Here is a 24,492-nt window from a genome sequence, read left to right on the forward strand (position 1 = left end):
CGGCACCATCCTTTACCGTCTGATACCTTGTAATCGAATTTCAATTCATCTTTATTAACGTAACAGCGAAAGGCTTCATCTCTATTGTATCGTCGCTTATTGTTACTTCAACAGGAAAATTATCGCCGGAAACAGAATCAACCGTAGTTATTTTTGCACCCTTAAAATCAGCCGATAATTTTATCGTAGTACTTTTGTTCCGCTTGTTCAGCAGCAATACAAGTTTGTGTCCATTGTCATCAAAACCCTGTGCGAGGATATCGTCACCGCTGTTATTTTCCAGGCCTGTGTTTACAAGCTTGCTTCCTTTGTGGATGTTATCCTTAATCAACTTTAAAACCCAAAAACGCGGATTAGGCTTATTGTTAAGGTGGTTAACCATGGTTACATCGGGGAACTGTGTGGGAAAACCCACCAATTGGGATTCGCCGATAACGTCTATCCCAAGCTTTGTAAGTTCAATAAAAAAGTAGGCATAAGTACTGGCCGAGAGATTAAAATAAACCGGCGGAATAGGCTGGTTCCGCATTTCATCGTTTACAAAAGTGCCCAATTCGTCAATATCAGTTTTAGTATCGGGCGATAATCGCTTCCTGATACTTTCAACATAAGTTACTGTGTTGATGAAGTTTTCTGCCTTATCAAAAACCGCATACTCATAGTCGTCAAACTTCTGTTTTGAATTGGCGCTGGCATAGCAATGGTAGGAGATCATATCAACAGGGATGCCCGATTTGTGATTTTTTGGATTTAAAAAGTATTCAAACCATTCCGGTTTTTCATAAGCCAGCGCAAGCCCAACAAATTTGGCTTTGGGCAATACTGTTCTTATTGCGGTCACCAGGGCATCATAGATCCGGGTATAAGTTTGGGGCGACATTTTATGTTCCAAATCCGGCTCGTTCAGTACCTCCCAGTAAGGAATTTCATAGTGATAGCCTGATTTATGGTATTTTCCCAACTCATCGGTAAAGCCGCCTTTGGTATACCAACTGATGAGCCTTACATAATAACCCGTTAGTTCTTTTAAGGTAGAGTCGCGCAGCTCGGTACCGCCGCCGTAGCCCCAACCCACCTGGTTCGGGTCGTCGGGATAGGTAACCGGTTTCTCAGTCTTGAACATCCATTGCGGGATAGTGCTGAAATTCATGATTACCGAATGGCCTTTTGTAGCCTCCAGGAAGTCTATGGTCATGGGGTCGATCAGCGAGAAATCCCAATGTGTTTCCTTTCCCGGTGCCTCCAATTCAGCCACAGCTAATTTGGGGTAAGGGAACCATGGAACGTATCTCACAAAATCAGCATTCAGATCTTTCAAGGCATTGAAAGAGTTGTCATGCATCGGCGCTCCGCGGCGCAGCATCGGGTTGCCAACAACCTGCAAGGTTGGTGTTGATTTTGAAGTCATCGCCGTTTCGGTCCAGTTGACCTTTAGCTGTAAAGGCTGGGCCTTGCAAATGCCAAGGCAAAAAACAAAAAAGATAAAATTTAAACCTTGTTTCATTTTGTATCTCCCTTTCTATCAAAGGTATTAAAAATATAAAAGGCAGAAAGGCACCGGCACTTTACCGGCACCCTTTCTTACCATTAACCAATTTAACCCAAATTAGTATCCTGGATTTTGCTTTAAGTTATGATCCAAAAACAGTTGCCTGTCCGGGATCGGGTAAAGCGCCTCGTATCCGTCAAATTTATAATCGCTCGGAGCAAAGGGAACCCCACCCCTATCCACGGTCGGATTGGCTTTTTCGTCCTGTCCGTGTGCATTAAGCAGGGCCGTCATCTGTTCGTTTGTAAGGGCGCGCTTCAAATCAAACCAGCGGTCGTTTTCAAAAGCAAGTTCAACACGGCGTTCATGCCTTATAGCGCTTCGGAACGAGTCCTGGTTAAGGCCGCTCAAAGCTGCAAGACCCGCTCTCGTCCTAACCTGGTTAATATATTGGTAGGCATTGCCCGGGCCCGATTGCTCGTTAATCGCCTCGGCAAGCATCAATAACACGTCTGAATATCTTAAAACCGGCCAATCGTCATCAGTACGTCCATCTATAGTATGCGGGTGATTGTATTTATTAACAAAGGGAATAGCCACAAATACACCGGCAGAATTTGTATAGCCTGTTTTTAATGACACGGCTTTGCGTTTATCATTTGGTTCAAACTCGTTTATGATATTCCTGGTAGGGATGTTCCAACCCTGCGGACGGCTTGTACTGAAACCGGTAACTGCGCCTTCCGATCCCCTTGGGGCAAAAACATCGATGAAGTCGCTCCACTCACCAAGGTTATTACCGCCCTGGTACTGAACTTCAAACACCGACTCGCTGTTGTTTTTGTTATTGGTATCAAATACTTCGTTATAATCAGCCACAAGCGAATAGCCTAATGACAATACTTGTGTTAAAGTGCTTTGTGCATTTGGAAAGTCCTTTTTAGTTAAATAAACCTTACCCAACAGCCCAAGCGCTGACCCTTTTGAAGCACGACCAATATCCGCGGCGGCATAATCGCTCTTTTTAGGGAGTTTGGTGGCGGCGTCTGTAAGATCGGCAATTATCTGGGTGTATACTGCATCTTCTGTAGCCCTTGTAGTTGCAAATGCGTCAGACGATGTAGCTAATGGCTTGGTGATTAAAACCACCGGGCCAAAGTAACGCACCAGGTTAAAGTAGTAGTAAGCCCGCATAAACTCAAGCTCGCCTATATATTGGTTTTTCTTCGCATCGGCAATGCCGGCAACACCGCCAATCTTTGAAAGTGCAAAATTGATGTTGTAAAGTGCATTATAGCTTTGCGCATACATGTCGGCAATGTTGGCATTCGTGGCTGTCACGTTCCAAAACTCAAATGCTTCTATCCTGTCTGTTTGTCCCCTGTCCGAAGGGTTTAACTGAACGGTAGTATTGTCTGATGACATTTCCGCAAAGATCCATTGGCTGTTTACATGGTCTTGTAACGAGCTGTAAGCGCCGTTAACAGCCTGCTGGATCTGGGCTTCATTTTGATAAAACTTGTCTGCCGTTTTTTTAGTTGGATCGGACAGATCAAGGAATGATTTTTTGCAGGAGCTTACTGCAAGAAAGCACAATATGAGATATGATATTTTATGTAGATTCTTCATCGTGTAATAATTTAATAATGATTAAAAGTTTACCCTTGTGCCTATTGAAATGGTTCTTGGTACCGGGTACGATTCGCCGTCTCTTCCCGGACTAATTACGTCGTTACCGTTGTTGGCACGCGCTGCATTAATTTCGGGGTTATTGCCTGGGTACTTGGTTATCAAAAAGGCATTATCAACACTGATGAAAACTTTTGCATCAAACACGTTCTTTATTCTTGGGATGTTATAACCCAGCGTAATATTTTTTATCCAGGTATAAGTACCGTCATATACATAACGTGAGTTGGCTTCCCTTGTAAAATAGTAGGTGTTTGATCCCGGCCATTTGCCCGCTCCCGGATTCGCTGCAGATCTCCACCGGTTTTGAACATCCGAAAGCACATTGAAAACACCATCAATATTTGCCAGGTTCATTTCAACTGCACGGTAAATTTGAGCGCCATACGAGCCATTCAGCAGCATGGTTAAATCAAAGCGTTTGTAGCCTACATTCCAGTTCCAACCCCAGGTAAATTTAGGGTTGGGATTACCTATAACTACCATATCCTGGGTATCGTAAGAGATTTGGCCATCACCGTTACCATCTAGGTATTGGTAAGTACCAGGAATGTTATTAACGTTATGCGGAGTAGCATTTATCTGCGCCTGGTTTTGGTAGATGCCTAATACCTTGTAGCCATAAAACATCCCGATAGGCTGCCCTACCTGGCTGATGTTGTAACCATCGTAAAACGCACCTGTCAGCAATGAATTCCTGTCGCCATCAATAGACAAGATCTTATTCCTGTTAAAGGATATATTGGCGCCTGTATTAATCGTAAAGTCGCCGAATTTATCACGATAATTAACACCCATCTCAATACCCTTATTTTCCAGCTTGCCAATATTGGTGATGATATTGCTAAAGCCCGCCACTGCCGGAACTTCAACATTCAGCAGCATATTAGTGGTTAATTTGCGGTAATACTCACCGGTAAAGGTGATCTTTCCGTTCAATACGCTAAGGTCTGCACCGATGTCAAGTTGCCTTGATTCTTCCCAGCCTAAATTTACGTTTGGAAATGAACCCACGGTAGCACCCGGCACAACGGCGTTGCCTAACACGTAGTTACTGGAGTTGATATTTGCCTGCGATGTATAATTACCAATATTGTTGTTACCGGTAACACCATAACTGGCCCTCAACTTCAAATCATCAAGCCAGGTAAATTTTGGAAAGAAGCTCTCTTGTGATAAACGCCAGCCAATGGATGCCGATGGGAAGTTACCCCAGCGATTGTTGCTCCCGAACCGTGAACTAGCCTCGCGGTTGAATGCTGCAGTAAACAGGTACTTGTCTTTATAGGAGTAGTTAACTCTTGATAAAAAGCTTTCGATAGTAAAGGCCGCCATGCCCGAGCTGCCGTCGCGCTGGTTTGCTGCCGAAACGTATTCCACAAGGTCATCAGGAAATTGAGTGCCTGATGCGTTGCCCGTATTAACCGTATTTTTCTGAAAGATATGCCCAACCGTTACTTCAAGCTTGTGATCCTTAAACTTTGGCGAATAGGTCAACAAGTTATCCATGCCATAGTTCATGTAATTGTAGAATGCCTCGTTGGCGCTTGCCAGGCGGGGCGGCGCACTATTGAAACCGGCAACGTCGGATGGCGTGAAGTCGTGGTTCCTGTCGTCATCAAGCGCACCGTGAACGTTGGTGCGGAATGACAAATTCTTTATCGGCTTAATTTCAAAATAAGCGTTGGCGGTTACATTACTGGTATATTGCTTATGCAATTCCTCGTTAAGACGCTGCACCGGGTTAGGGAATCCGAAGATATTATCATGCCCACCAATGTAGTTGTTGTATGAACCATCGGCATTGTAAATTGGTTCCCTTGGATCCATTAACAGGGCCTGGTCAACAATGTTATTACCGAAGCCACCGGCAACGGCATCGCTGTTTTTGGCCCAGGTATATGCTCCTGATAAATGCAGGCCAAAGTTCATATAGTTAGTCGGTCTGCCATCAAGGTTGGCACGCGCCGTAACGCGATTGAAGCCTGTATTAATTAAAGACCCCTGCTGATCAAGATACCCTACTGAAATGTATGAACTTGACTTTTCAGAACCATTCATCAATGATACATTGTAGTCGCTGAACGGAGCATTTTGATGCAGGATAGCCTTATACCAATCGGTCGAAACCTTATTTTGTTCCGGGTACCTGAAATCAGCCGGAATATCAGCCGGAACAGGTTCCCGGTTATTGAAGTACCTGATCTTATCAGAATAAACATCATTTTCAAATTGGGCAAATTGCTCGCCGTTCATCATCTTAACCCGGCGCGAATCTGGCACGTTTGCAAAACCATTGTTAGTACTCACCGTTAATTTGTATCCGTCTTTCTTACCACTCTTAGTCGTGATCAGCACAACGCCATTTGCGCCGCGCGAACCGTAAACTGATGTAGATGCCGCGTCCTTCAAAATGGTAATGCTTTCAATATCGTTAGAGTTTAAAGCGGTACCTACACTGGTACCTACCGGGAAACCATCAACTACGTAAAGTGGATCGCTGGTTGCGCCTAACGAGCTGTTGCCGCGGATTTCCACCTGCAACTCCTGCCCCGGCTGGCCAGTAGTTTGCTTTGCAACAACACCCGGCGCCTGTCCTGCCAATAAACGCCCCACGTTTGATGCCGGAATCCCCTGCGATTTGGAAAGGTCGACCTGCGAAACTGCCGCAGTAATATCTGCTTTCCGCTGCGAACCGTAAGCAAGTACCACAACTTCCTTGAGCCCCTGCGATGCAGCTGAAAGGCGCATATTTACAGTCGCATTAGCCCCAGTTACTACCTGGTTAGGCTTATAACCAATGTACTTAAAAACAAGAGTTGAGCCTGAAGTTGCCGTGAGCGTGAAGTGGCCCTTGATGTCGGTTTGAGCGCCGTTGGTAGTACCCTTAACAGATACCGAAACACCCACCAGTGTTTCTGAGGTAACCGAGTCAGTCACCGTACCTGTATAGGTTAGCTGGGTTTGTGAGAACGATGGGAAGGCAAACAAAAGGAATAACATTAATAATCCTCCGTACTTCCATGTTTTAAAGAGTAAAAGTTTTCTTTTCATAAAATTGAGCTTGGTTTAAAATTTATTTATTGATAGTTGGCTGCACTGTTCAAGCTATTTACACACCCGTTTTTCAAGGCATTTTCATATATGTAAACAGCTATTTTATATAGTAAATAACCACAGCCCGAAGGGATTATGGTTATTGGTTTTTAATTGACATTTCAAAAGTATTTGGAAGAGGGAGGGCAAAAAATAGACTATTTGACAATTGAATTGTAGTTTTTGGCTTAGTGTAAATAACTGTTAAACAAATGACTAAGACATGGAAAAACCCTCATTACAGCTACAAAATGAAGCTAATTACACTAAAACCGGTAAGCGGCACATGGGACCGATTTATAGTTTATTTCAAACTTTAAGCACAAAACCTGTGTTTGTATTTTTTGGCAATTAGTTTGCCTTTTTTGATATACCTGCTTAGTTGCGCGAAAATGTTGATATTTTTAAGCTGTTATGAACCGGCGATACCTTTGAGCCATTATTTATCGGATATTGATTAACTGATTACAGACATGGTCAACTATTATAAATATTTACCTGTTAGCCAGGATGACGAAAGTTGGGGACTATATGTTTTAAATACGGGCTGTACCCATATTGAAGCGTGTGGCTCATACCCTTCAAAAACACACCCGTCGCACCATAATTTTAACTGGAATACCGGCCGCGTTTTAGACGAATATCAAATTATATATATAACAAATGGGAAGGGGTATTTCGAGTCGGATAGCTGCAAAATGAAGGAGGTAACAGCTGGTACTATTATCCTGCTTTTTCCAGGCGAAAGGCATCGCTATAAACCTGCCGATGAAACCGGCTGGGACGAATTTTGGATAGGGATAAAGGGTAACATTATGGATAATTTAGTACAGAGGAACTTTTTCAGTCCCGAAGACCCTTGCTTGTATGTAGGGTTTAACGAGACCGTATTCAACCTCTTTACTAATATTATAGAAAAGACCAAGCTCGAGAACACAGGCTATCAGCCCCTCATCTCGGGAGCTGCACTGCATTTAATGGGGAACTTTCACGCTATTATTAAACAAAACTCAATTGAATGCGAGGAAAAGGACGTGATTGTTAGTAAGGCCCGGCTGCTGTTCAGGTCAAACATCGCTGAAGATTTTTCGCCGGAAAAGGCAGCGGAGGAGCTAAAGGTTGGCTATTCGTGGTTCAGGAAGATCTTTAAGAGTCATACTGGTTTATCGCCGGGACAGTATTATATCCAGCTAAAAATAGAAGCCGCCAAGGATCTTTTGAATGATCCTAATATCTCCATTAAGACTATAGCATATAATTTAAGGTTCGAATCGTACTTCTATTTCTCCAAATTATTCAAGGAAAAAACCGGTTTAACGCCCAGTGATTATCGGAAAAGAGCTATCATATCGGGGATCATCCCCAATAATACAGTTACTATATAAAAATCAAAATTTATGTTTGCTAAAGCAATCCGCGTCGTTTTAATTTATTGTTCAATTTTAGCACTGCCTGCGGCAGCCAAAGAGATCGTTATCAAAAATCCAAAAATCACCATGACGCTTGACTATGGCGGCAAGGCAAGCATCACTTCGCTTATTATTAACGGGCAAAAGGTGATCAGCAGCGTTGACGGAATCTATACATCAGTAAACATTGGCGGGACTATCTATTCTTCACTTCATTTAACCGGAACTCCCACCCTGGTAAATCAGGGAAATACCATCATGATCAGCGGCATTAACTACGGGATGATCAGAGAAAACTGGATCTTCACCATCAGCGATAAAACAATCAAATGGACCATACAAAGAACATCGGCCAGACCATTGAAAGTTGATGAGTCTGCCGCACCAGTATTTAATTTCGACAGCATTAATACGTGGGAAGGTGCGTACCAGGGTTATGGCGGATTAGCATGGTTTTACCTGTTTAACGAAAAGCTGTGTACCTATGGCGTACACACCCGCTCATCAAATTTCTGGAACAGCAAAACGAATAACGGGCTGAATGTTACAGTAAGTGCGCCCGGAAAAAATGTGGCCATGAAGTACAGCCGAACTAATGACGATAAGCTTGCTTACACGGTTAGCGTATCCACAAAAGAAATGGGTTTAAAAGGTGATACCGGTACAAACAGGCGCAGGTTTATAAGAGGCGCTACCGATGTGTGGGCTCCGTTCAATATGGCGGCCGGCTCAAGTACGCAAACAATAACGCTCAGCTATTTTGATGTTAACGACAAATACGGTCGCGGAACATTTAAGGGCATTGATGGCGATAAGGTTGGCGCTGTACTCAACACCATTGCAAGGATAGGGGTGATAGACTCTTTGCATTTCGGCGGCAATAGCTGGCATACTCCTTATGGCCCCATCTGTTTGCATGAACAGTACATTGCCCAAATGGGTTTAGCTATTAATGATCCGGCTTATTTAAGAGGCGACCAAACCTGTCTTGATTATTACCGCGACCATGCCATAAAACCCGATGGACGCGTTTACCCGCGCTGGGCCTATACCAACGAGGATGCCATGCCTGGCAAGTTCAATAAGGAAGGTTTTTATGAGGCTCAATGGGGCATCCTGATGGACTCGAACCCCGACCTGGTTACCAATATTGCTGAACTGTATGATATGAATGGCGATAAGGCATGGGTTAAAACACACCAGCTATCGTGCGAAAAGGCTTTGGATTGGATCCTGAATCGTGACAGTAACCACAACGGCCTTGTTGAGATGATGCCGAATAATGAAAGCGAAAAACGCAGCAGCGACTGGATAGATATTGTTTGGGCGTCGTTTGAAAATGCATTTGTAAATGCCAAGCTCTACCACGCCCTTGTTAAATGGGCGGATATTGAAAGCCAGTTGGGCAACACCGTAAAGGCAAAATACTATGCCGGTTTCGCAGCCAAGCTAAAAACCAATTTTAATAAGAGCATAAAAGACGGTGGTTTTTGGGATGAAGAAAAGGGCTGCTATGATTATTGGATAGATAAGGACAAATCGGTCCATGGCCGTAACATGGTTACCCCCGTAAACTTTATGGCAATTGCTTACGGTATTTGTGATGATAACGCCCGCAAAAAAATAATCCTTGACGGGATAGAAACACAAATGAAGAAAGAGAACCTGTTCTTCTGGCCTTTGTGTATGTACCCTTATGCGCCGGGCGAAGCAAAGCAATCGCAATACCCTTTCCCGTCATATGAGAATGGAGACCTGTTTTTATCATGGGGATCAATTGCGGTTAAGGCTTATGCCGAATATGATCCGGCCCTTGCCGTCAAATATGTAAAGAATGTATTGGAGCAATACAGTAAGGACGGGCTTGCATTTCAACGCTACGGCAGGGAGAAACAGGACGGTCTTGGTGATGATATCCTATCGGGTAACAGCCTTGCCATTGTTGGCTTGTACCAGGCGGTTTATGGCATAAACCCATTGTACAACCGTTTTTACCTCGATCCGCATATTACGCCGGAACTTGAAGGAACTGAGTTGAATTATAAATATAGAGGTATGAAATTGAACATCAGTTTGAATAAAAACAGCTATTCGATAAGCGACAAAAGATTTAAAATAAATGCAGTTAAGAACTTTGGATTTTACTCGACAAATAATCAGTTATCGTACTTCAATGAAAACAGTGCAAACGTATCGTTACGGGCAACAACAAACCATTTGTTAAGCATCTGGATAAAAAATTGGGACTCAAATAATATGGAATGGCTGCAAAGTGTTACTGAAGACGCTAACTATACTTTGCATCAATTAAAACCGAATACAATTTATTCATTAACGGTAAACGGAAAGTTTGTGAAAAAGTTGAAGAGCAATTTAAAAGGCGAACTGATTACCGGCGATATGCACGGAACTGCAAGTAAAACCTTAACGGTGAAGCCCATCTAACACTTATTCATAAACACTTATTCTTTACCAAAACAAAGCCGCTTATTGAGCGGCTTTGTTGGTTCTATACTTTTTTTTACTGACTGCTTTGGCAGTTTCAATGTTAAATTAAAATCAATAAAACCGGGGGTAATTAAAGTAAATATTGCCTAAATGTTAGGCGATTAAAACCTTTGTGTTAAGGAATTGTACAATCCCAAAAAATTCAGAAATACTACAGATTTGGGCTGTTTTCTTTGCGGCGTTGATACCCCTAATAAATAAAAAATCGCATAGAAAACTCCCCGATCCATGAAATTAAACTTACCATTTAAACGGCTGTTATCGCTGTTTGTACTATTAACCTGCTTTTGCCTCGCGTCCGTGGCGCAGACCATCAAAGGCAAAATCTTCGACTCAAAAACCGGCGAACCGCTTACCGGCGCAACCATTCAACTTGAACGCGATGGTAATAAACAATCTGCCTCCGGAAGACTTGATGGTTCGTACTCGTTTCAAAACCTTCAGAACGGAACCTACAAACTGACGGCCAATTTTGTTGGTTACCAGGAGTCAAAAGCTGTATTGGTAAATATTACCAATACAAACCCGAATGCAGTTCAAAATATTTACCTGCAGGACTTGAACACGCAGCTTAACGAGGTTGCTGTTACCGGCCAGGGCAGCAAAGTTAGCGACCGCGCAGCACGCGGACTCGAAAAAGAGGCTACCTCGGTAATGAATATATTATCACAAAACGCCATCCAGTTGTTGCCTGATGTTACTGTTGGTAATGCCCTGCAACGCATAAGCGGTGTTACTATTCAGCGTTCAAACACCGGCGAGGGCAGGTATGCCATCATCCGCGGCATGGACCAGCGTTACAACAATACCCTGGTAAATGGCATTAAAATCCCAAGTCCTGATGATAAATACAGGTTTGTACCGATGGATATTTTCCCATCAGAATTGCTTGAAAGGTTAGAGGTAATCAAGTCACTTACTCCATCAATGGAAGGTGATGCTATTGGTGGTACCATGAACCTGGTGATGAAAAGCGCACCGCAGCAATTTGTTTTAAACGTAAACGCAGCTGCCGGTTACTCACTGCTATTTTCCGACAGGCCATTCAGCGCCTTTAATCATTCGGGTATCAATAGCAAATCGCCGGCAGAAATCTACGGCAATGATTATGCTGCTACCTATAAGGACTTTACCACATCGAATTTAAAATATCACAATTTATCAGCACCGGTAAACTCACAATTCGGGTTAACCATTGGGGACCGCTTTTTGGATAAAAAATTGGGCATAATCCTGTCAGCCAGCTACCAAAACTTTTACCGCGGCTCAAACTCCGACTACCTGGTACCCAACGCTCAGCCGGCGCTTGGTAATACACCGTTTTTCTCGGATGCCCTTAGCAGGCAATACTCTACCCAAACAACGCAGTTTGGTATAAATAACAAGATCGATTATGTATTCGATAAGCGAAACAAGATCTCGTTATACAATTTTTACCTGCACCAAAACGAATATCAAACCCGTTTTACAGCCGACACAGTATTAGCCATCAACAGTACATCAACCCAAAAGGAAGTTGACATTGAAAACCGCAGCATGCTTACCCGCCAAAGCGTTTACAATGGAACCTTAAAGGGTGAGCACCAGCTTACTGATGCTTTGCACTTAAACTGGACAGGCGTTTACTCGATAGCGAAAAAGGAAGTGCCGGATATGGCCAGCTATACCGTTGAGCACGACGTTACTTTAAATAATTCACGCCAGGTTATCGGTGTGGATTCTGTTCTAAAATCAATGAGCAGGAGGTGGATGCACAACTCGGATAAGGACCTTGCAGGGTACCTCGATCTGATCTATAACACTAACATAGCAAACAGGGATGTAGAGTTTTCGGCAGGTGGTTTATACAGGCATAAAACCCGTACTAATTACGATAACAACTACGACAACTTCTCGCCATTTCCACTGGGTATAAAACAACCTTTTACCAATATAGACAATGCGCTATTTGGTTTTGCAAGCGCAGATGACGGCATAGGCAACTTTACCACCCTATCAGCAAATGACTATACTGCATACGAAAATGTAGCATCAGAATACCTGCAATTGAAATTCAATTTGCTTGATAAATTACAGGTGATTGGTGGTGTACGGGTTGAAAGCACAACTGATAATTATAACACTGGCTTGCCGGTATCATACAACCAACGCTCGGGTAACATCAGCTATACTGATGTACTGCCAAGCGTAAACTTTAAATATGCACTAACCGATATTCAAAACCTGCGGTTATCATACTACAAAGCCATTAGCCGCCCCGGCTTTGGCGATATCGTGCCGATCCTGATCCCGGGCGAATATTTTGACCAGGAAGGTAATCCATTTATTAAGCATACACGTTCAAACAATTACGACTTTAGGTATGAGCTTTTCCCCGGAGGATCGGACCAGGTATTGTTAGGCGGCTTTTATAAGGATATTTATGACCCGATAGAATACTTCGTGGTACGTAACGGCGGGCCAAGCGCCCAGTTTATCCAGCCGCAAAATGTTAACAAGGCAACTAATTATGGCCTCGAAGCATTGGTAACTAAGTTCTTTGGCTCATTCGGCGTGTCTGCTAACTACACCTACACCCACTCAAGGGTAACTACCAGCAAATTATTTTATGGTAAAGACGGAACCCAAACTATTGTTGACCAAACCAGACCACTGCAAGGACAAGCTGATAATGTTGGTAACGTATCCCTTCTGTTTAAGGACAATAAGTTAGGCCTGAACATGCAGCTGGCATTTGTTTATACCGGCGAGCGTATTGCACAGGTATCGCCATATTACAACCTCGATTACTGGAACAGGGGTTATGGTCAGCTGGATTTTTCGTTCGAGAAAACTATCCTTAAAAAGCTTTCATTTTATGGAAAGATAAACAACCTTACCAATACGGCTAACAAGGTATTCCTGAAATACCCGCACGATAATATTCCGCAATCTTTAGCCATCCAGGATACAAAAAATGAAACGCTTGTAGAGAAAGATCTGTATAAGATCTCCTTTCTGGGTGGTTTAAGGTATAAATTTTAATTACACGAAACTAAGATCAACAAGATGAAAAAAATATATATACCGGTTATTTTATTAACCCTTGCAACCACCTTTTTCGGCTGCAAAAAATGGGATGGCGAACACCACAATATTTACACTTACACGCCACCGCCGGCAAGCCCCATAAGTGATGCAGCTCCGCTAAGCGGCAACATTAAAGGCACTATGCTAAGCGGTAAAACCTATATTTTAAGCGATGATGTTTATATTTTACCAACTGACACGCTAATTGTACAGCCTGGCGTTACAGTTTACGCAACAAACCAGGCAGGTATAATAGTTGAAGGCACTTTTGTTAGTCTAGGCTCAAAAGCGCAACCCAACTATTTTGGTGTAAAAGGTATAGTGAAAACCGATCAGCCGGGGGCTTCACCATCCAACGATCCGGCTTACAAGGGTTTATGGAAGGGAATTTTAGGTTCACCAACCTGCAAGGCCCTGATCATAAAATGGACTCATATTGAATTCGGCGGCGCAGCTTACGGAGCGGTTGCAGGTACCGCGTTAAAGCAAAGTGCAACAAGCTCATTTGCAATATTATTCCAAAATTTCAACGGCTATTTCGTTATGGAAGATTCGTGGTTATATGGGTCCACGGATGATGCTATGCGTATTTCGAACGGAAAGATCGACGTTATGCGTAATACCTTTGAAAAAGCCGGCCCAAGTGGCGGCGACTGTGTGAACGTTAAGGGTGGCACTACCGGCACAATGGCTTATAACCTATTTGTCGGCACAGCTACAAACGGCCAAAAAGCGTCGAACAAAGGCATCCCTACAGGCGCTCCGCAAACCAATGTAGTAATGTACAATTCAACCTTTATAAGCGGTGGTTACAGGCAAATTCAAACAGGTCGTGGTGCCAACATCAACTTTGAGGAAGGCGCACGCGGAATGTATTACAATAACGTTGCTGTTAACTGCAAATTTGGATACAGGGTTGTTGGCAGCCCGGTTGCTGATACTGCACACCTAAAATACGGCTATAATTATCAATATGCCGATTCGTTATCAGTGGCTAATCAATTTTATCCTATCGGGTATATCACTATTCCAAAATCTACCGACTTCCCTGCTCCTACTTATCTGCCTGCAAACTATACGTTGGGTGGTGTGTTTGATGGAAGCTCCCTGGTGCAAAAAAACAAACCAATGTTTGCCAACTTCCCATTACCTGTAACAGGCGGAATTGCGTTGAATGGCATAAGTGCCGTGGCGAATTTCAACTTTCACCTAACACCGCAGTCGCCTTTAATTGGCAAGGGCTTTACAGGCTTCCAGGCGTTGGTAACCGTGCCTGTCGACCCGGTTTTCGGAGCCACAGAAATTACGCCTCCTGGTGTAGATCTCGGCTGCTACCAGGTAAACGGCACCGGAAATCAGCACTAATATTTACCATTTGTATATGCAAATCAGCAATTCAATTTATAAACAGCTATCAGCAGGAAAATTCTTGCTGATAGCTGTTTTCGGACTAATATCGCTCCATACAAACGGACAAGTCAAACAGCCACAGCTAATAAATATGGTTTTCAGTTCAGATGCACACTTTGGCTTAAAGAAGGATAAGTTTAGGGGCGATACCAATGTTAACGCAAATTTGGTAAACGCAGCTATGATCAGCCAAATGAACGCAATTCCCTCGCTAAACCTACCGGCGGATGGTGGCATTGGCGCTGGGCAGGAAGTTGGGCCTGTTGATTATGTGATACAAACGGGCGACATCTGTAACCGTATGGAGCCGCCCGTTCAAAGCGCAGCGGCATCATGGGCACAGTTTGAAACTGTTTATATTAATGGCATAAAGCTAACCGGGCATAATGGTCAACCTGCTAAATTACTGCTTGCTCCGGGTAACCACGACATATCGAATGCCATAGGTTACACCAAACTAATGGTGCCTGCTACGGATCCTACAAGCATGGTTAAGATCTATAACCTGATGCTGAAACCCAAACAGCCGCTAACCAACGAGAATTTTGACTACACAAAGGATAAAACAAATTATTCCGTTAACGTTAAGGGCATCCACATGATGTTCATTACACTGTGGCCTGATTCTGCCGAACGCATTTGGATGGACAAGGATCTTGATACCGTAAAGCAAAAAACCCCGGTAATCATTTTCACCCATGACCAGCCGACGTGCGAGGCCAGCCACTTCACTAACCCCGTTCCGCCTCACACTATTAACCATGTAAATAAGCTTCAAAATTTGTTAACCGAAGAATACAAGGAAGGTACTGTTGCTGCAAAAGAAGAGGATGCTACAAATATTGAGCAACGCGGTTTTGTGAAGTTCCTGAAGAAACATCCTAATATCAAAGCCTACTTTCATGGCAACAGCAACTGGAACGAATTTTATACCTACACCGGCCCGGATAACGATGTTAAGCTTAATATCTTCAGGGTTGATTCGCCAATGAAGGGGAAATATTCCGCTAAGGACGAAACAAAGCTTTCGTTTCAACTCATCAGCCTTGATCCGGAAAAACAAATGATAACAGTACGTGAATGTTTGTGGAACGCACATCCGGAGAACCCTGACAGTAAAACCCTAATTGGCTCAAGTTGCACCGTTTCGTTAAAGGTGGATAAAGAATTCTATTAAAACAGCGTGGTGGTGAAACCCAGGCTGATTGATAGATTCTTGTTTGAAGACCCTTGTATGGAGTAATAGCTTCCTGGGTAAAAAGCTGGTTCTGCAATCAGTGCAAAATGTTCTGCCACATAGTACTCAAATCCGCCGGTAAACTTTAATCCTAATACTTGTTTAGTTACCTGGTCTATGGTGTATCCTCCCGGCCCGTTAGCAACTCTATCGTAGGTGCGTTGCTCAAGGCCTGTTTGCGCCAGAAAATACCAGCCTGTTTGTTTTGTTCTTTTTCGATAACCTGCGCCCAGCAGGAAATAGTTTAAATGAAGTGTTCCGTTTCTTACGTTGGTGGGCAGCTCAGGCTGATTCCCGTTTTTATATTTACTGCTTAACGCGTCATAGTTAAACCGGAAAAAGAGCGGTGTATTTTCGGGGCGATACTCTGCGCCAGTATTTATCACTATCCCCCGCCTGTAATTTAAATGCCCGTCATACAGATGAAGATCAATCCCAACCAGGCCCGGAAAATATAGCTTTGAAGTAAACTTTTCATTTTGAGCGTTGCAAAAACAACTCATCGCCATAAAAAAAATAATGAGCTGATAACTACGCATAAACTTTATTATCATTAACCCAATAAACCCGTCAATGTTTTCGATTTAAAGGCCTAAAAGGCATCAGCAGGATATTGGTAAACCGGCCATTAATATTGGGGTCCAGGTGCGTATCAATTCCAAATTTGGTTTGACTTTCGTCCAATTCCTGGTACGTGCCAAAAAGACGATCCCAAATGGAAAGAACATCTCCATAATTACGATCTGTATAAGGCAATTCATGGTGGTGATGAACATGGTGTAAATTAGGCGTAATAAAAACCCATCCAAGTACAGTAGCAAATCTTTCCGGCAGCCTAAATTCGGTGTGCGCCAAAATATTAAACAACGATTGAAAAACCTGACGGATCATTAACACGGCTATCCCGGCGCCAAAAAGGAAAACCCATAACATTAAAAAACAAGTTCTTATGCCTGTTTCTACCGGATGCTCCCGGAGGGTAGTAGAAACATCAACATGCAGGTCGCTGTGATGAACCAGGTGAAACCTCCATAATGGATCAAGCTTATGCATTGTTACGTGATATAAGTATTCACCAAGATCCATCAAAAGAAAAAGAACGATGTAGTTGATCCATAAATTACGATGAAATGGCACGAAATTGATCAGCCCCCAGTGATGGAGGTTTACCCATTTTACTATCATAATAACAAAAATGGTAAGCGCCAATTGGATGGGTAGTGCTGTAAATATGAACCTTCCGTTTAATAGCGTTCGTGATAGTTTTTGACCGGGGGTTAATACGCCTATAAACTTTTCGGTAAGCCAAAGCGAAACCAAAATGAGTGCATAAAAAACGACCTGTACAAGATCTTCATGCTGCATAATGAATGCACGGAAAAACATAGTTCAATTATTTTAGGGGTAAATAGCTCCGATAAATATAAATGTTAATTCTGATTTAAATTTGAATTAAGAAAAGATTGTCATTTTTTTTTCATTTTTTGGCAGATATCCCGGCCCATATTACTTAAAAAGTTGACTGTATCAGAGAACTTTATCCGGAGAAATGTCATAATCAAATTTACTTACCTGAAGAATTAAACGAACTTGAGTTTATGTTTGGAAAGCCTGAAATCTGTTAAGGGCGCCAGGGAAATATAAGATAGTTGTGACAAGTAGAAATAGTTTTTTTTCAAAAAAACATTCAAAAGACAGGAATTTCCTGAACTTTCACGCCCGAAATGCTGCGGGCGTAAAGTCGGTTTGTCTTTTAAAAAAGTGTGAAAAATGTGAAGGGTCATCAAAGCCTAAGGCATAAGCAATTTCAGCGATATTCCAGGTAGTTTGTTTAAGCAGTATTTTAGCTTCCTGTATTATCCTGTTACTAATAATCTGCGTTGTGGTACTGCCCGTAACTTCCTTTAATACTTTATTGAGATGATTTACATGCACAGCCAGCCTGTCAGCATAATCCTTAGCCGTACGAAGATTAAGCCGCTGCTCAATTGACTCGAGGGGAAACTGCCTCTCCAGCAACTCAATAAACAAAGAGGAGATCCGTTCCGACGCATTCTGGTTTGCGCTTAAAGCCTGCATAGGCTGCAGCTTTTGCCCGTAATGAATAAGCTCCAGTACAAGGTTGCGCAACAGGTCGTACTTAAAACGGTAATCGGCTTCCAGCTCCTTAAGCATTTTCCTGAATATGTATTCAATTTCCTTAACTTCTTGCGTGCCAAGCTGAAATACCGGCAGCTGGCCGGGTTGAAATATCGGAAGATCATCCAAATTAACACCAGCTTTACCAGGTGTAAGAAAATCTGCGGTAAAAATGCAGAACATCCCGGTTTGATCGCTGTCGTCGGGCAACCAATGATAAGGAATCTTCGGCGTCGCAAATAGCAGGGCATTTTCGTGAATATCAACTACCTTATCCGCATATTCAGCCCGGCTTCTGCCGCGGATCCAGCTTATTTTGTAATACGCCCTTCTGCTGTAGGGCATGATACGTGCTCCGGTGTTTTTATCAAACAGCGTTTCTGTTTCGAACACATTAAAATGACCAATTTCCTTCGTAATTCCATTCGGAAATGAAGCTACGTTCCTTTCATAGAAGTCATCGAGGGAAGAGCTGGTAATCATATCTGCCTTTAATATTCAAAGTTAGTTATTTAACTGCGGCTGACGGATTATATCCAAATTGCCTTTTAAACGCGAACGAGAAATGTGATAAATTTTCAAAGCCTACATCCAAATAAACATCCGCAGGCTTTCTCTTCTTTTCGAAGATCTCGTAATGGGCAAGTTCGAGCCGTTTATGTGTAAGCCATTTGCCGGGGCTACTTTTAAAGACCTTTTCAAAATCCTTTTTATAGGTAGTGAGGCTTCTGCCGGTTAAATACCCAAATTTTTCAAGGGACAGGTTGAACATGTAATTCTTTTCCATAAAGTCCACCAGGTCGAGTTTACCTGGTTCTTCAAACTGTCCTAACAGGTGATCTACGCCTTCATCAATGGCACGCAGCACGCGGATAGCTTCCTCTATTTTAAATGCTGCAATGTCCGCAGATAAGGCATCAGCTAATTTAAAGTAGGGTAACAGTGAATTGAACAGGCTTTCTAACAGGGGGTGATCCGGCAGCAGTTTCAGTTCCGGGATATAGTGCTTCAAAGGGATTATTTGACGAGCCGCGTAATATTGCTGCAATATCTCCCGCCTAAAAACAATCGATATTGCAGTACAGGGTTCTCCATTTAATGGCAGTTTGCTCATCCTGCCCAATTGGTTACGCGGGATCAACATGGTATCGCCCGCAAAAAAATTAAACACGCGATCAGCCGAAGCGATCCTTACCTCGCCAGATAGTACACGTACAAGGGCCGGTTGCGGCAGGATCAGTTCGCGGCTATAATGCTTTTCCTTTTTGCAGGAGATAAACACTTCTGCTACGCTGGCGGCTCCCAAAATTTCCATCCTTGTAAAATTAAGCAATTATTTATTTAGCAAGTTTAACCTAACAAGGCTCTCTGCTGTGGCCACTATGGCTTCTTCGCTAGACCGTGGCTTCCAGCCCAGTTTTTTTATTGCCTTTTCACTGGTGGAGTTCATTACCTTGCTGAGCATGGGGACAAGTGCTTTTACCGCGGGGTCGCCGCGCAAGGCGGCAATGCGCAGCAGCCAGTTAGGCAATTCCCGAACTTTAATATGCTCCGCTGCCTTCCCCATACGGCGTTTTAACACCTCGGCGATATCCACCAGCCAGATGCTTTCGCCTGCGGTAGCCAGGAAGCGTTCTCCCTTAGCAGCCGGATCGGTCATGGCCCGCAAATGCAGGTCTGCCACATCGCGAACGTCCACAAAACCGCAGTTGATCTTCGGACTACCGGGTGCCTTGTCATTCATCAGTCGTTTAATGACGTGAATGGAGTGCGAATAGTCCGGCCCTAACACAGGGCCTAAGACAGCCACCGGGTTAACAACGGAAAGTTCGAGTCTGCCACCTTCACGAGCGATGAAATCCCAGGCCGCCCGCTCGGCTAGTGTCTTCGATTTTTGATAGGCTGGCACGTCCCCGTTCAAGTCTGTCCAATCGGTTTCGTTGAATGGTGCTGTCTGCGGTTTGTGCCCAAAGGCAATAGCTCCAAGCGCGGATGTTAGCACCAAGCGTTTGACACCGGCATCACGTGCGGCACGTAATACCCTGAGCACGCCTTCTCGGGCCGGAATAATCATTTCATCCTCATGCCGGTAGCCCTTTAAGGGGGTTGGCGAAGCCACATGTAATACGTAGGTGCAGCCACTTACGGCTTCCTTCCAGTTGGCGTCCGAAGCCAAATCGGCTGCGATAAAAGCCAACCTGTCGCCCGCTTCTGTTCCACCCTCCTTTAACATCACCCTAACATCGGCTTCGCGGTTCAGCGTACGAACGGTAGTCCTTACCCGGTAGCCAGCATTTAAAAGTTGCAATATACAGTGCACAGCAATAAAGCCCGATCCGCCTGTTACCAATACAGTTTTTTCATTATTTGAATTTGTTTCCATTTACTAATTATTTGATAGAACAAAATTCGATGTAAAAACAACCGGCCGTTTTGTTTAAAAGGCTTTATTACTTTGTTTAAAAGGCTTTTTTATTTAGGTATAAACTTGCCCTGAGAAGGGTATGTTGACTGCCTTGCGAACAACAAACTAAAAGCGTAGTAGCCCGGCTAACAAAAATTAGGCTGCGGGTTGTAAGATGAAATATTTTTATAATCCTGGATAAATAATGCACTGAATGCCATATCTTTAGTTATTTCGAAACATGCACCGACAACTGATTTTGCTTTTGTTGCTCAATAGTGTGTTCGTCCCTGCACGTTCACAAAAACTGGATAAGATCAGGCCAGCCTATATTTCGGTAAAAGACGGTTTACCCGATGCTACAATTAATGCCATTTGCCAGGATGAAGATGGCTTTTTATGGATAGGTACCAACTACGGCTTAAGCAGGTACGACGGGGTTGAGTTCAAAAATTTTTACCACTCTAAAACCACCCCTTCCTTGCCGGGTAATTATATCAAATCAATACAAAAATTATCCGGACACCGGTTATTGGTAGCTACTTCTACCGGCCTGTGCCTGTTCAATACCAGGGCGAATACTTTTAAAAATTTGCTGATTCCGGGTTCGGCAAAAATGTTCCCTTTTGAAAATAATTTTAGCATCGTAACCATTGATAAGCAAAATGATGTTTGGGCGGCCTCGCAAACCACTCTTTATAAGCTGGATCAAAACCTTAATGTGCTACAAACTAACAGGGGTTTGAATGAACGGGATTTAAGCCTCACATGGTTTTTGTATGTCGAAAGTATTAACCCCTTGCCAGATGGAAAAGTACTCTTCAGGCTACGGAAGAATAAAAAACTTCAATATTATATTTATACCCCGGCAAACAAACACATTTTCCCATTAAACCAACTTAATGAGAGTCACCTGTCAATGATCGACAATTCAGAAATCAGGGATATAGCGTTTGATAAAAAGGGAAATTCGTGGTTTGTGAAGCACCTGGTAGACAGTGTTTACTTTCTGAATTCAATGTCAGGCCAGATAAGCGCTGCAGCATTTGGTCATTTGCCCGGAAAAGGGCAGATCTATTTTAATACGCATATCAACCTGGTGAACAATTGGCTGGCAACTTGTACATTGAGCGATGGCGGGATGGTGTATTGGAACTACGAAGCATCCGACATTAAGCAAGGGAATTTTACAAGCGGTATATTATTACCCAAACATCACGTAACCTGTATGTTATATGACAGGGAAAGTAATCTTTGGGTGGGTACCGATAATGGTTTATATAAGTTTACACTGATAGGCAACGCTATCTCCACTTCGGAACTACCTGCGTATAACGCAGAAGATCATCGCGGAATTGACCTGTCGGGCACTTTTGTTGCAAATGGAAAAATTTTTTTAAGCACTACCGGCGGCGGGGTATTTTATACGAATAAGCTTAATGCCCCCTGGAAGGAGATTTCATGGGGGAAAAATGTCTATGAAAATAACACGTGGAATGTAAGGGCAGCAGATGGAAATAAGTTTTGGATTGGCACACAAAAAGGGATGTACGAATGGGAAAAAAGTATGGTGCGGCCCCAATTGGTTAAATGGCCGAAAAATCAGCAATGGATAAATGATTATCCTATAGTAACTCAATTTACAGATAAGGAGAACTTACTTTGGATGGGCCTTGGCCAGGGGAAGGGACTTGCCGCTTATAATTTGGCCGACCATAGCCTGCAATTTTATTCAAAAACAGACCGAAAAAACAACTTACCCATCAGATTCCCCGTCACCATTAATGAGGATGAATTCGGTGATCTGTGGATGGGAGGCACTGAAGGACGCGGGTTGGTAAAATGGAACCGGACGGATAATAGATTTACGCTGTTCCTTCCTGCTTATAATACCAATTTTGACAACGGAATCATTAATGCAATATATGCAGACCATAAAGGTAAAATCTGGCTGGGCACCAACTCAGGCCTGTTGAAATTTGATATACACAGCCAGAAAATTGAAAAGGTTGACATGCCGGAGGGATTATCTTCAAATACCATTTATGGCCTGGCTGCCGACAACCAGGGGCGTATTTGGATCGGCACTAAAAATGGGTTAAGTTGTATGGAGTTAAGCTCCGGTCATTTTTTTGTATTTAATGGTTATTACCAGTCATCAGAAGATCCTGTGTTATGTGTAAAGTATGATGCTCCAGCCGATAAGATATATTTTAACACGTCTCACCTGTTTTATAGCATTACCCCTGCAGAGTTGTTGCGGCCCCGCCCGGCTCCCAGTGTTTTGATCACTTCGGTAACTTCTTCAGGCAATAGTTTAAATCCAGCCGAAAGCATCAGTTTACCGGCTAACGACAATAATATCAATATTGCCTTCAGTGCCGTTAACCTGGTCGACGGCATGCAAAACAGGTACTATTACCGGCTGAATGAGCTGAGCAAAAATTGGATATCCGCCGGCAGAACAAGGCAAATATCCTTTTCAAACCTGCTGTCGGGTAACTATAGTTTCAGGGTTAAAGCACAGTTATCTGACGGTACGATGAGCACTAACGAAGCTATCTTACTTTTTTCAGTACAAACACCATATTATAAAAGCTGGTGGTTTGTTGTTTTAGCTATCATAATTACAGGCAGCGTAATTTATTCCATTTATCTTAATCGCATCCGGCAGCTGCTGCGCGTTCAGGCTATCCGGAACAGCATTGCCACCGATCTGCATGACGACATCGGTTCAACCCTCAGCAACATCAATATACTTACCGAACTAAGCAACGCTAACCTGGAGAAACCGGAACAAGCCAGGCAGTTTTTAAGAAGAATAACCGAAGAAGTAAATACGTCCAACCAGTCGTTAGACGATATTGTATGGAGCATAAATACCCTTAATGATAGCTACGAGCAGATTGTGGCGCGAATGAGGAGATATACCGCCGAATTGTTTGAAGGAGCAAATATTGCCTATCATATCCATTTTGATGAAAGGATTGCAAACAAAAAACTGTACATGGAAAAAAGGAAGGATATTTACCTGGTATTTAAAGAGGCGGTAAATAACATATATAAACATTCAGGGGCCACCAGTGTAGATATAAAGCTGCAAACCGACCAAAATTATTTTCAGATGGTTATAAAGGATAATGGCAAAGGCTTCGATCCCGCTATTCCATCGGCCCGTAATGGCATAAAAAACATGAAAATACGGGTGTCAAAATGGAAGGGCAGTATTTCGATTTTATCAGCTGCCGATAAGGGTACTATGCTTACCATCATTATACCCATCCTTTAAATATCACTCAAAAGAGTGATAGGCCAATAAATAGTAAACTGTAATTTAGCACTTATGCCGGTAAGTATAGTTTTATTTGAAGACAATGACCGCTTGAGGGAATCGTTAGCCTATCTGCTTAACAGCGATCCAAATTACACGGTGAAGGGCGATTTTGATAATTGCAACCAGGCAGCCGAAATTGTTGAACAGCTTACGCCTGATGTTGTGCTGATGGATATAGATATGCCCGGAAAAACGGGTATAAGCGGCGTTGCTATGGTAAAACAAACCCGGCCGGAAACTGCTGTGATCATGTACACTGTTTTCGAGGACGACGAACGACTGTTTCAATGCCTTTGTGCCGGAGCAAATGGCTATTTGTTAAAAAAAACGCCTCCGGCGCGGCTGTTTGATGCCATCAGGGAAGTATTGGAGGGTGGCGCGCCTATGTCACCCATAATAGCGCGAAAAGTGCTTAACTCATTTCAGCATAAACCCGATAATCAATATAATTTAACTTCCCGCGAGACCGAGGTACTGCAGCTTTTAATTAAAGGGAACAGCATTAAAATAATAGCCGATGAATTGAATATGGCTTTTGATACTGTGCGTTCTCACCTCAAAAAAATCTACCTCAAACTTCATGTAAACTGTGGCAAAGAAGCCATTGCCAAAGCGCTGAAGGAAAAACTGCTTTAGTGAGCCGATTAGGTTACAACTTAATTTCACTCAAAAAGAGGATTGCCGGTCATTGGGAATATGCCCAATTTC

Annotated in this window: 15 protein-coding genes; 7 read left to right on the forward strand and 8 right to left on the reverse strand. The window is 43.1% G+C overall.

Annotated elements, in window-relative coordinates; translation table 11 throughout:
- Nucleotides 1–40: 40 nt before the first annotated feature.
- The 3 genes from KXD93_RS21655 to KXD93_RS21665 all read right to left on the reverse strand — a co-directional run bounded on the left by KXD93_RS21655 (nucleotide 41) and on the right by KXD93_RS21665 (nucleotide 6,232).
- Nucleotides 41–1,504: a GH39 family glycosyl hydrolase gene (locus KXD93_RS21655; RefSeq protein WP_258139450.1), complete on the reverse strand. Its 1,464-nt coding sequence runs from the start codon at nucleotides 1,502–1,504 to the stop codon at nucleotides 41–43.
- A gap of 102 nt (nucleotides 1,505–1,606) precedes the next feature.
- Nucleotides 1,607–3,118, reverse strand: coding sequence for a RagB/SusD family nutrient uptake outer membrane protein (locus tag KXD93_RS21660; RefSeq protein WP_258139451.1), 1,512 nt, complete (start codon nucleotides 3,116–3,118; stop codon nucleotides 1,607–1,609).
- Between the two features lie 21 nt (nucleotides 3,119–3,139).
- The gene (locus KXD93_RS21665) at nucleotides 3,140–6,232 is read right to left on the reverse strand and encodes a SusC/RagA family TonB-linked outer membrane protein (RefSeq protein WP_258139452.1); all 3,093 of its coding nucleotides are present in this window, start codon (nucleotides 6,230–6,232) and stop codon (nucleotides 3,140–3,142) included.
- A 515-nt stretch (nucleotides 6,233–6,747) separates the two neighbouring features.
- Between KXD93_RS21665 and KXD93_RS21670 the strand changes: the two genes are divergently transcribed.
- The 5 genes from KXD93_RS21670 (at nucleotide 6,748) to KXD93_RS21690 (ending at nucleotide 15,847) form a co-directional block, all read left to right on the forward strand.
- A complete protein-coding gene (locus KXD93_RS21670) occupies nucleotides 6,748–7,659 on the forward strand; it encodes an AraC family transcriptional regulator (RefSeq protein WP_258139453.1) in 912 nt (303 codons plus the stop codon).
- A 12-nt stretch (nucleotides 7,660–7,671) separates the two neighbouring features.
- Nucleotides 7,672–10,128: an alpha-L-rhamnosidase-related protein gene (locus tag KXD93_RS21675; protein WP_258139454.1), complete on the forward strand. Its 2,457-nt coding sequence runs from the start codon at nucleotides 7,672–7,674 to the stop codon at nucleotides 10,126–10,128.
- 291 nt (nucleotides 10,129–10,419) lie between these two features.
- Nucleotides 10,420–13,215 carry a TonB-dependent receptor gene (locus tag KXD93_RS21680; RefSeq protein WP_258139455.1) on the forward strand — a complete coding sequence of 932 codons (2,796 nt, stop codon included), beginning with the start codon at nucleotides 10,420–10,422 and terminating at the stop codon, nucleotides 13,213–13,215.
- Between the two features lie 24 nt (nucleotides 13,216–13,239).
- A complete protein-coding gene (locus KXD93_RS21685; protein ID WP_258139456.1) occupies nucleotides 13,240–14,625 on the forward strand; it encodes a hypothetical protein in 1,386 nt (461 codons plus the stop codon).
- A gap of 16 nt (nucleotides 14,626–14,641) precedes the next feature.
- Nucleotides 14,642–15,847 carry a metallophosphoesterase family protein gene (locus KXD93_RS21690; RefSeq protein WP_258139457.1) on the forward strand — a complete coding sequence of 402 codons (1,206 nt, stop codon included), beginning with the start codon at nucleotides 14,642–14,644 and terminating at the stop codon, nucleotides 15,845–15,847.
- Here the strand turns inward: KXD93_RS21690 and KXD93_RS21695 are convergent.
- The 5 genes from KXD93_RS21695 to KXD93_RS21715 all read right to left on the reverse strand — a co-directional run bounded on the left by KXD93_RS21695 (nucleotide 15,844) and on the right by KXD93_RS21715 (nucleotide 20,429).
- Nucleotides 15,844–16,410 (reverse strand): hypothetical protein, encoded by a 567-nt coding sequence (locus KXD93_RS21695; RefSeq protein ID WP_258139458.1) that lies wholly within the window; start codon nucleotides 16,408–16,410, stop codon nucleotides 15,844–15,846. The two genes, KXD93_RS21690 and KXD93_RS21695, sit on opposite strands and share 4 nt — an antisense overlap.
- Nucleotides 16,411–16,477: 67 nt before the next feature.
- On the reverse strand, nucleotides 16,478–17,293 hold the full coding sequence (locus tag KXD93_RS21700) for a sterol desaturase family protein (RefSeq protein ID WP_258139459.1): 816 nt from the start codon (nucleotides 17,291–17,293) through the stop codon (nucleotides 16,478–16,480).
- Between the two features lie 327 nt (nucleotides 17,294–17,620).
- The gene (locus KXD93_RS21705; protein ID WP_258139460.1) at nucleotides 17,621–18,529 is read right to left on the reverse strand and encodes a helix-turn-helix domain-containing protein; all 909 of its coding nucleotides are present in this window, start codon (nucleotides 18,527–18,529) and stop codon (nucleotides 17,621–17,623) included.
- Nucleotides 18,530–18,554: 25 nt separating this feature from the next.
- Complete coding sequence (locus tag KXD93_RS21710) at nucleotides 18,555–19,361, reverse strand: helix-turn-helix domain-containing protein (protein ID WP_258139462.1); 807 nt, start codon at nucleotides 19,359–19,361, stop codon at nucleotides 18,555–18,557.
- 18 nt (nucleotides 19,362–19,379) lie between these two features.
- Nucleotides 19,380–20,429 (reverse strand): SDR family oxidoreductase, encoded by a 1,050-nt coding sequence (locus tag KXD93_RS21715; RefSeq protein ID WP_258139463.1) that lies wholly within the window; start codon nucleotides 20,427–20,429, stop codon nucleotides 19,380–19,382.
- A gap of 262 nt (nucleotides 20,430–20,691) precedes the next feature.
- Here KXD93_RS21715 and KXD93_RS21720 point away from each other — a divergent pair, with 262 nt between their 5' ends.
- The gene (locus KXD93_RS21720; RefSeq protein WP_258139464.1) at nucleotides 20,692–23,739 is read left to right on the forward strand and encodes a sensor histidine kinase; all 3,048 of its coding nucleotides are present in this window, start codon (nucleotides 20,692–20,694) and stop codon (nucleotides 23,737–23,739) included.
- Nucleotides 23,740–23,793: 54 nt separating this feature from the next.
- On the forward strand, nucleotides 23,794–24,420 hold the full coding sequence (locus tag KXD93_RS21725; protein ID WP_258139465.1) for a response regulator: 627 nt from the start codon (nucleotides 23,794–23,796) through the stop codon (nucleotides 24,418–24,420).
- Nucleotides 24,421–24,492: the final 72 nt, after the last annotated feature.

Origin of the sequence: Mucilaginibacter phenanthrenivorans (genome assembly GCF_024721155.1) — a bacterium.
Lineage (GTDB): Bacteria > Bacteroidota > Bacteroidia > Sphingobacteriales > Sphingobacteriaceae > Mucilaginibacter > Mucilaginibacter phenanthrenivorans.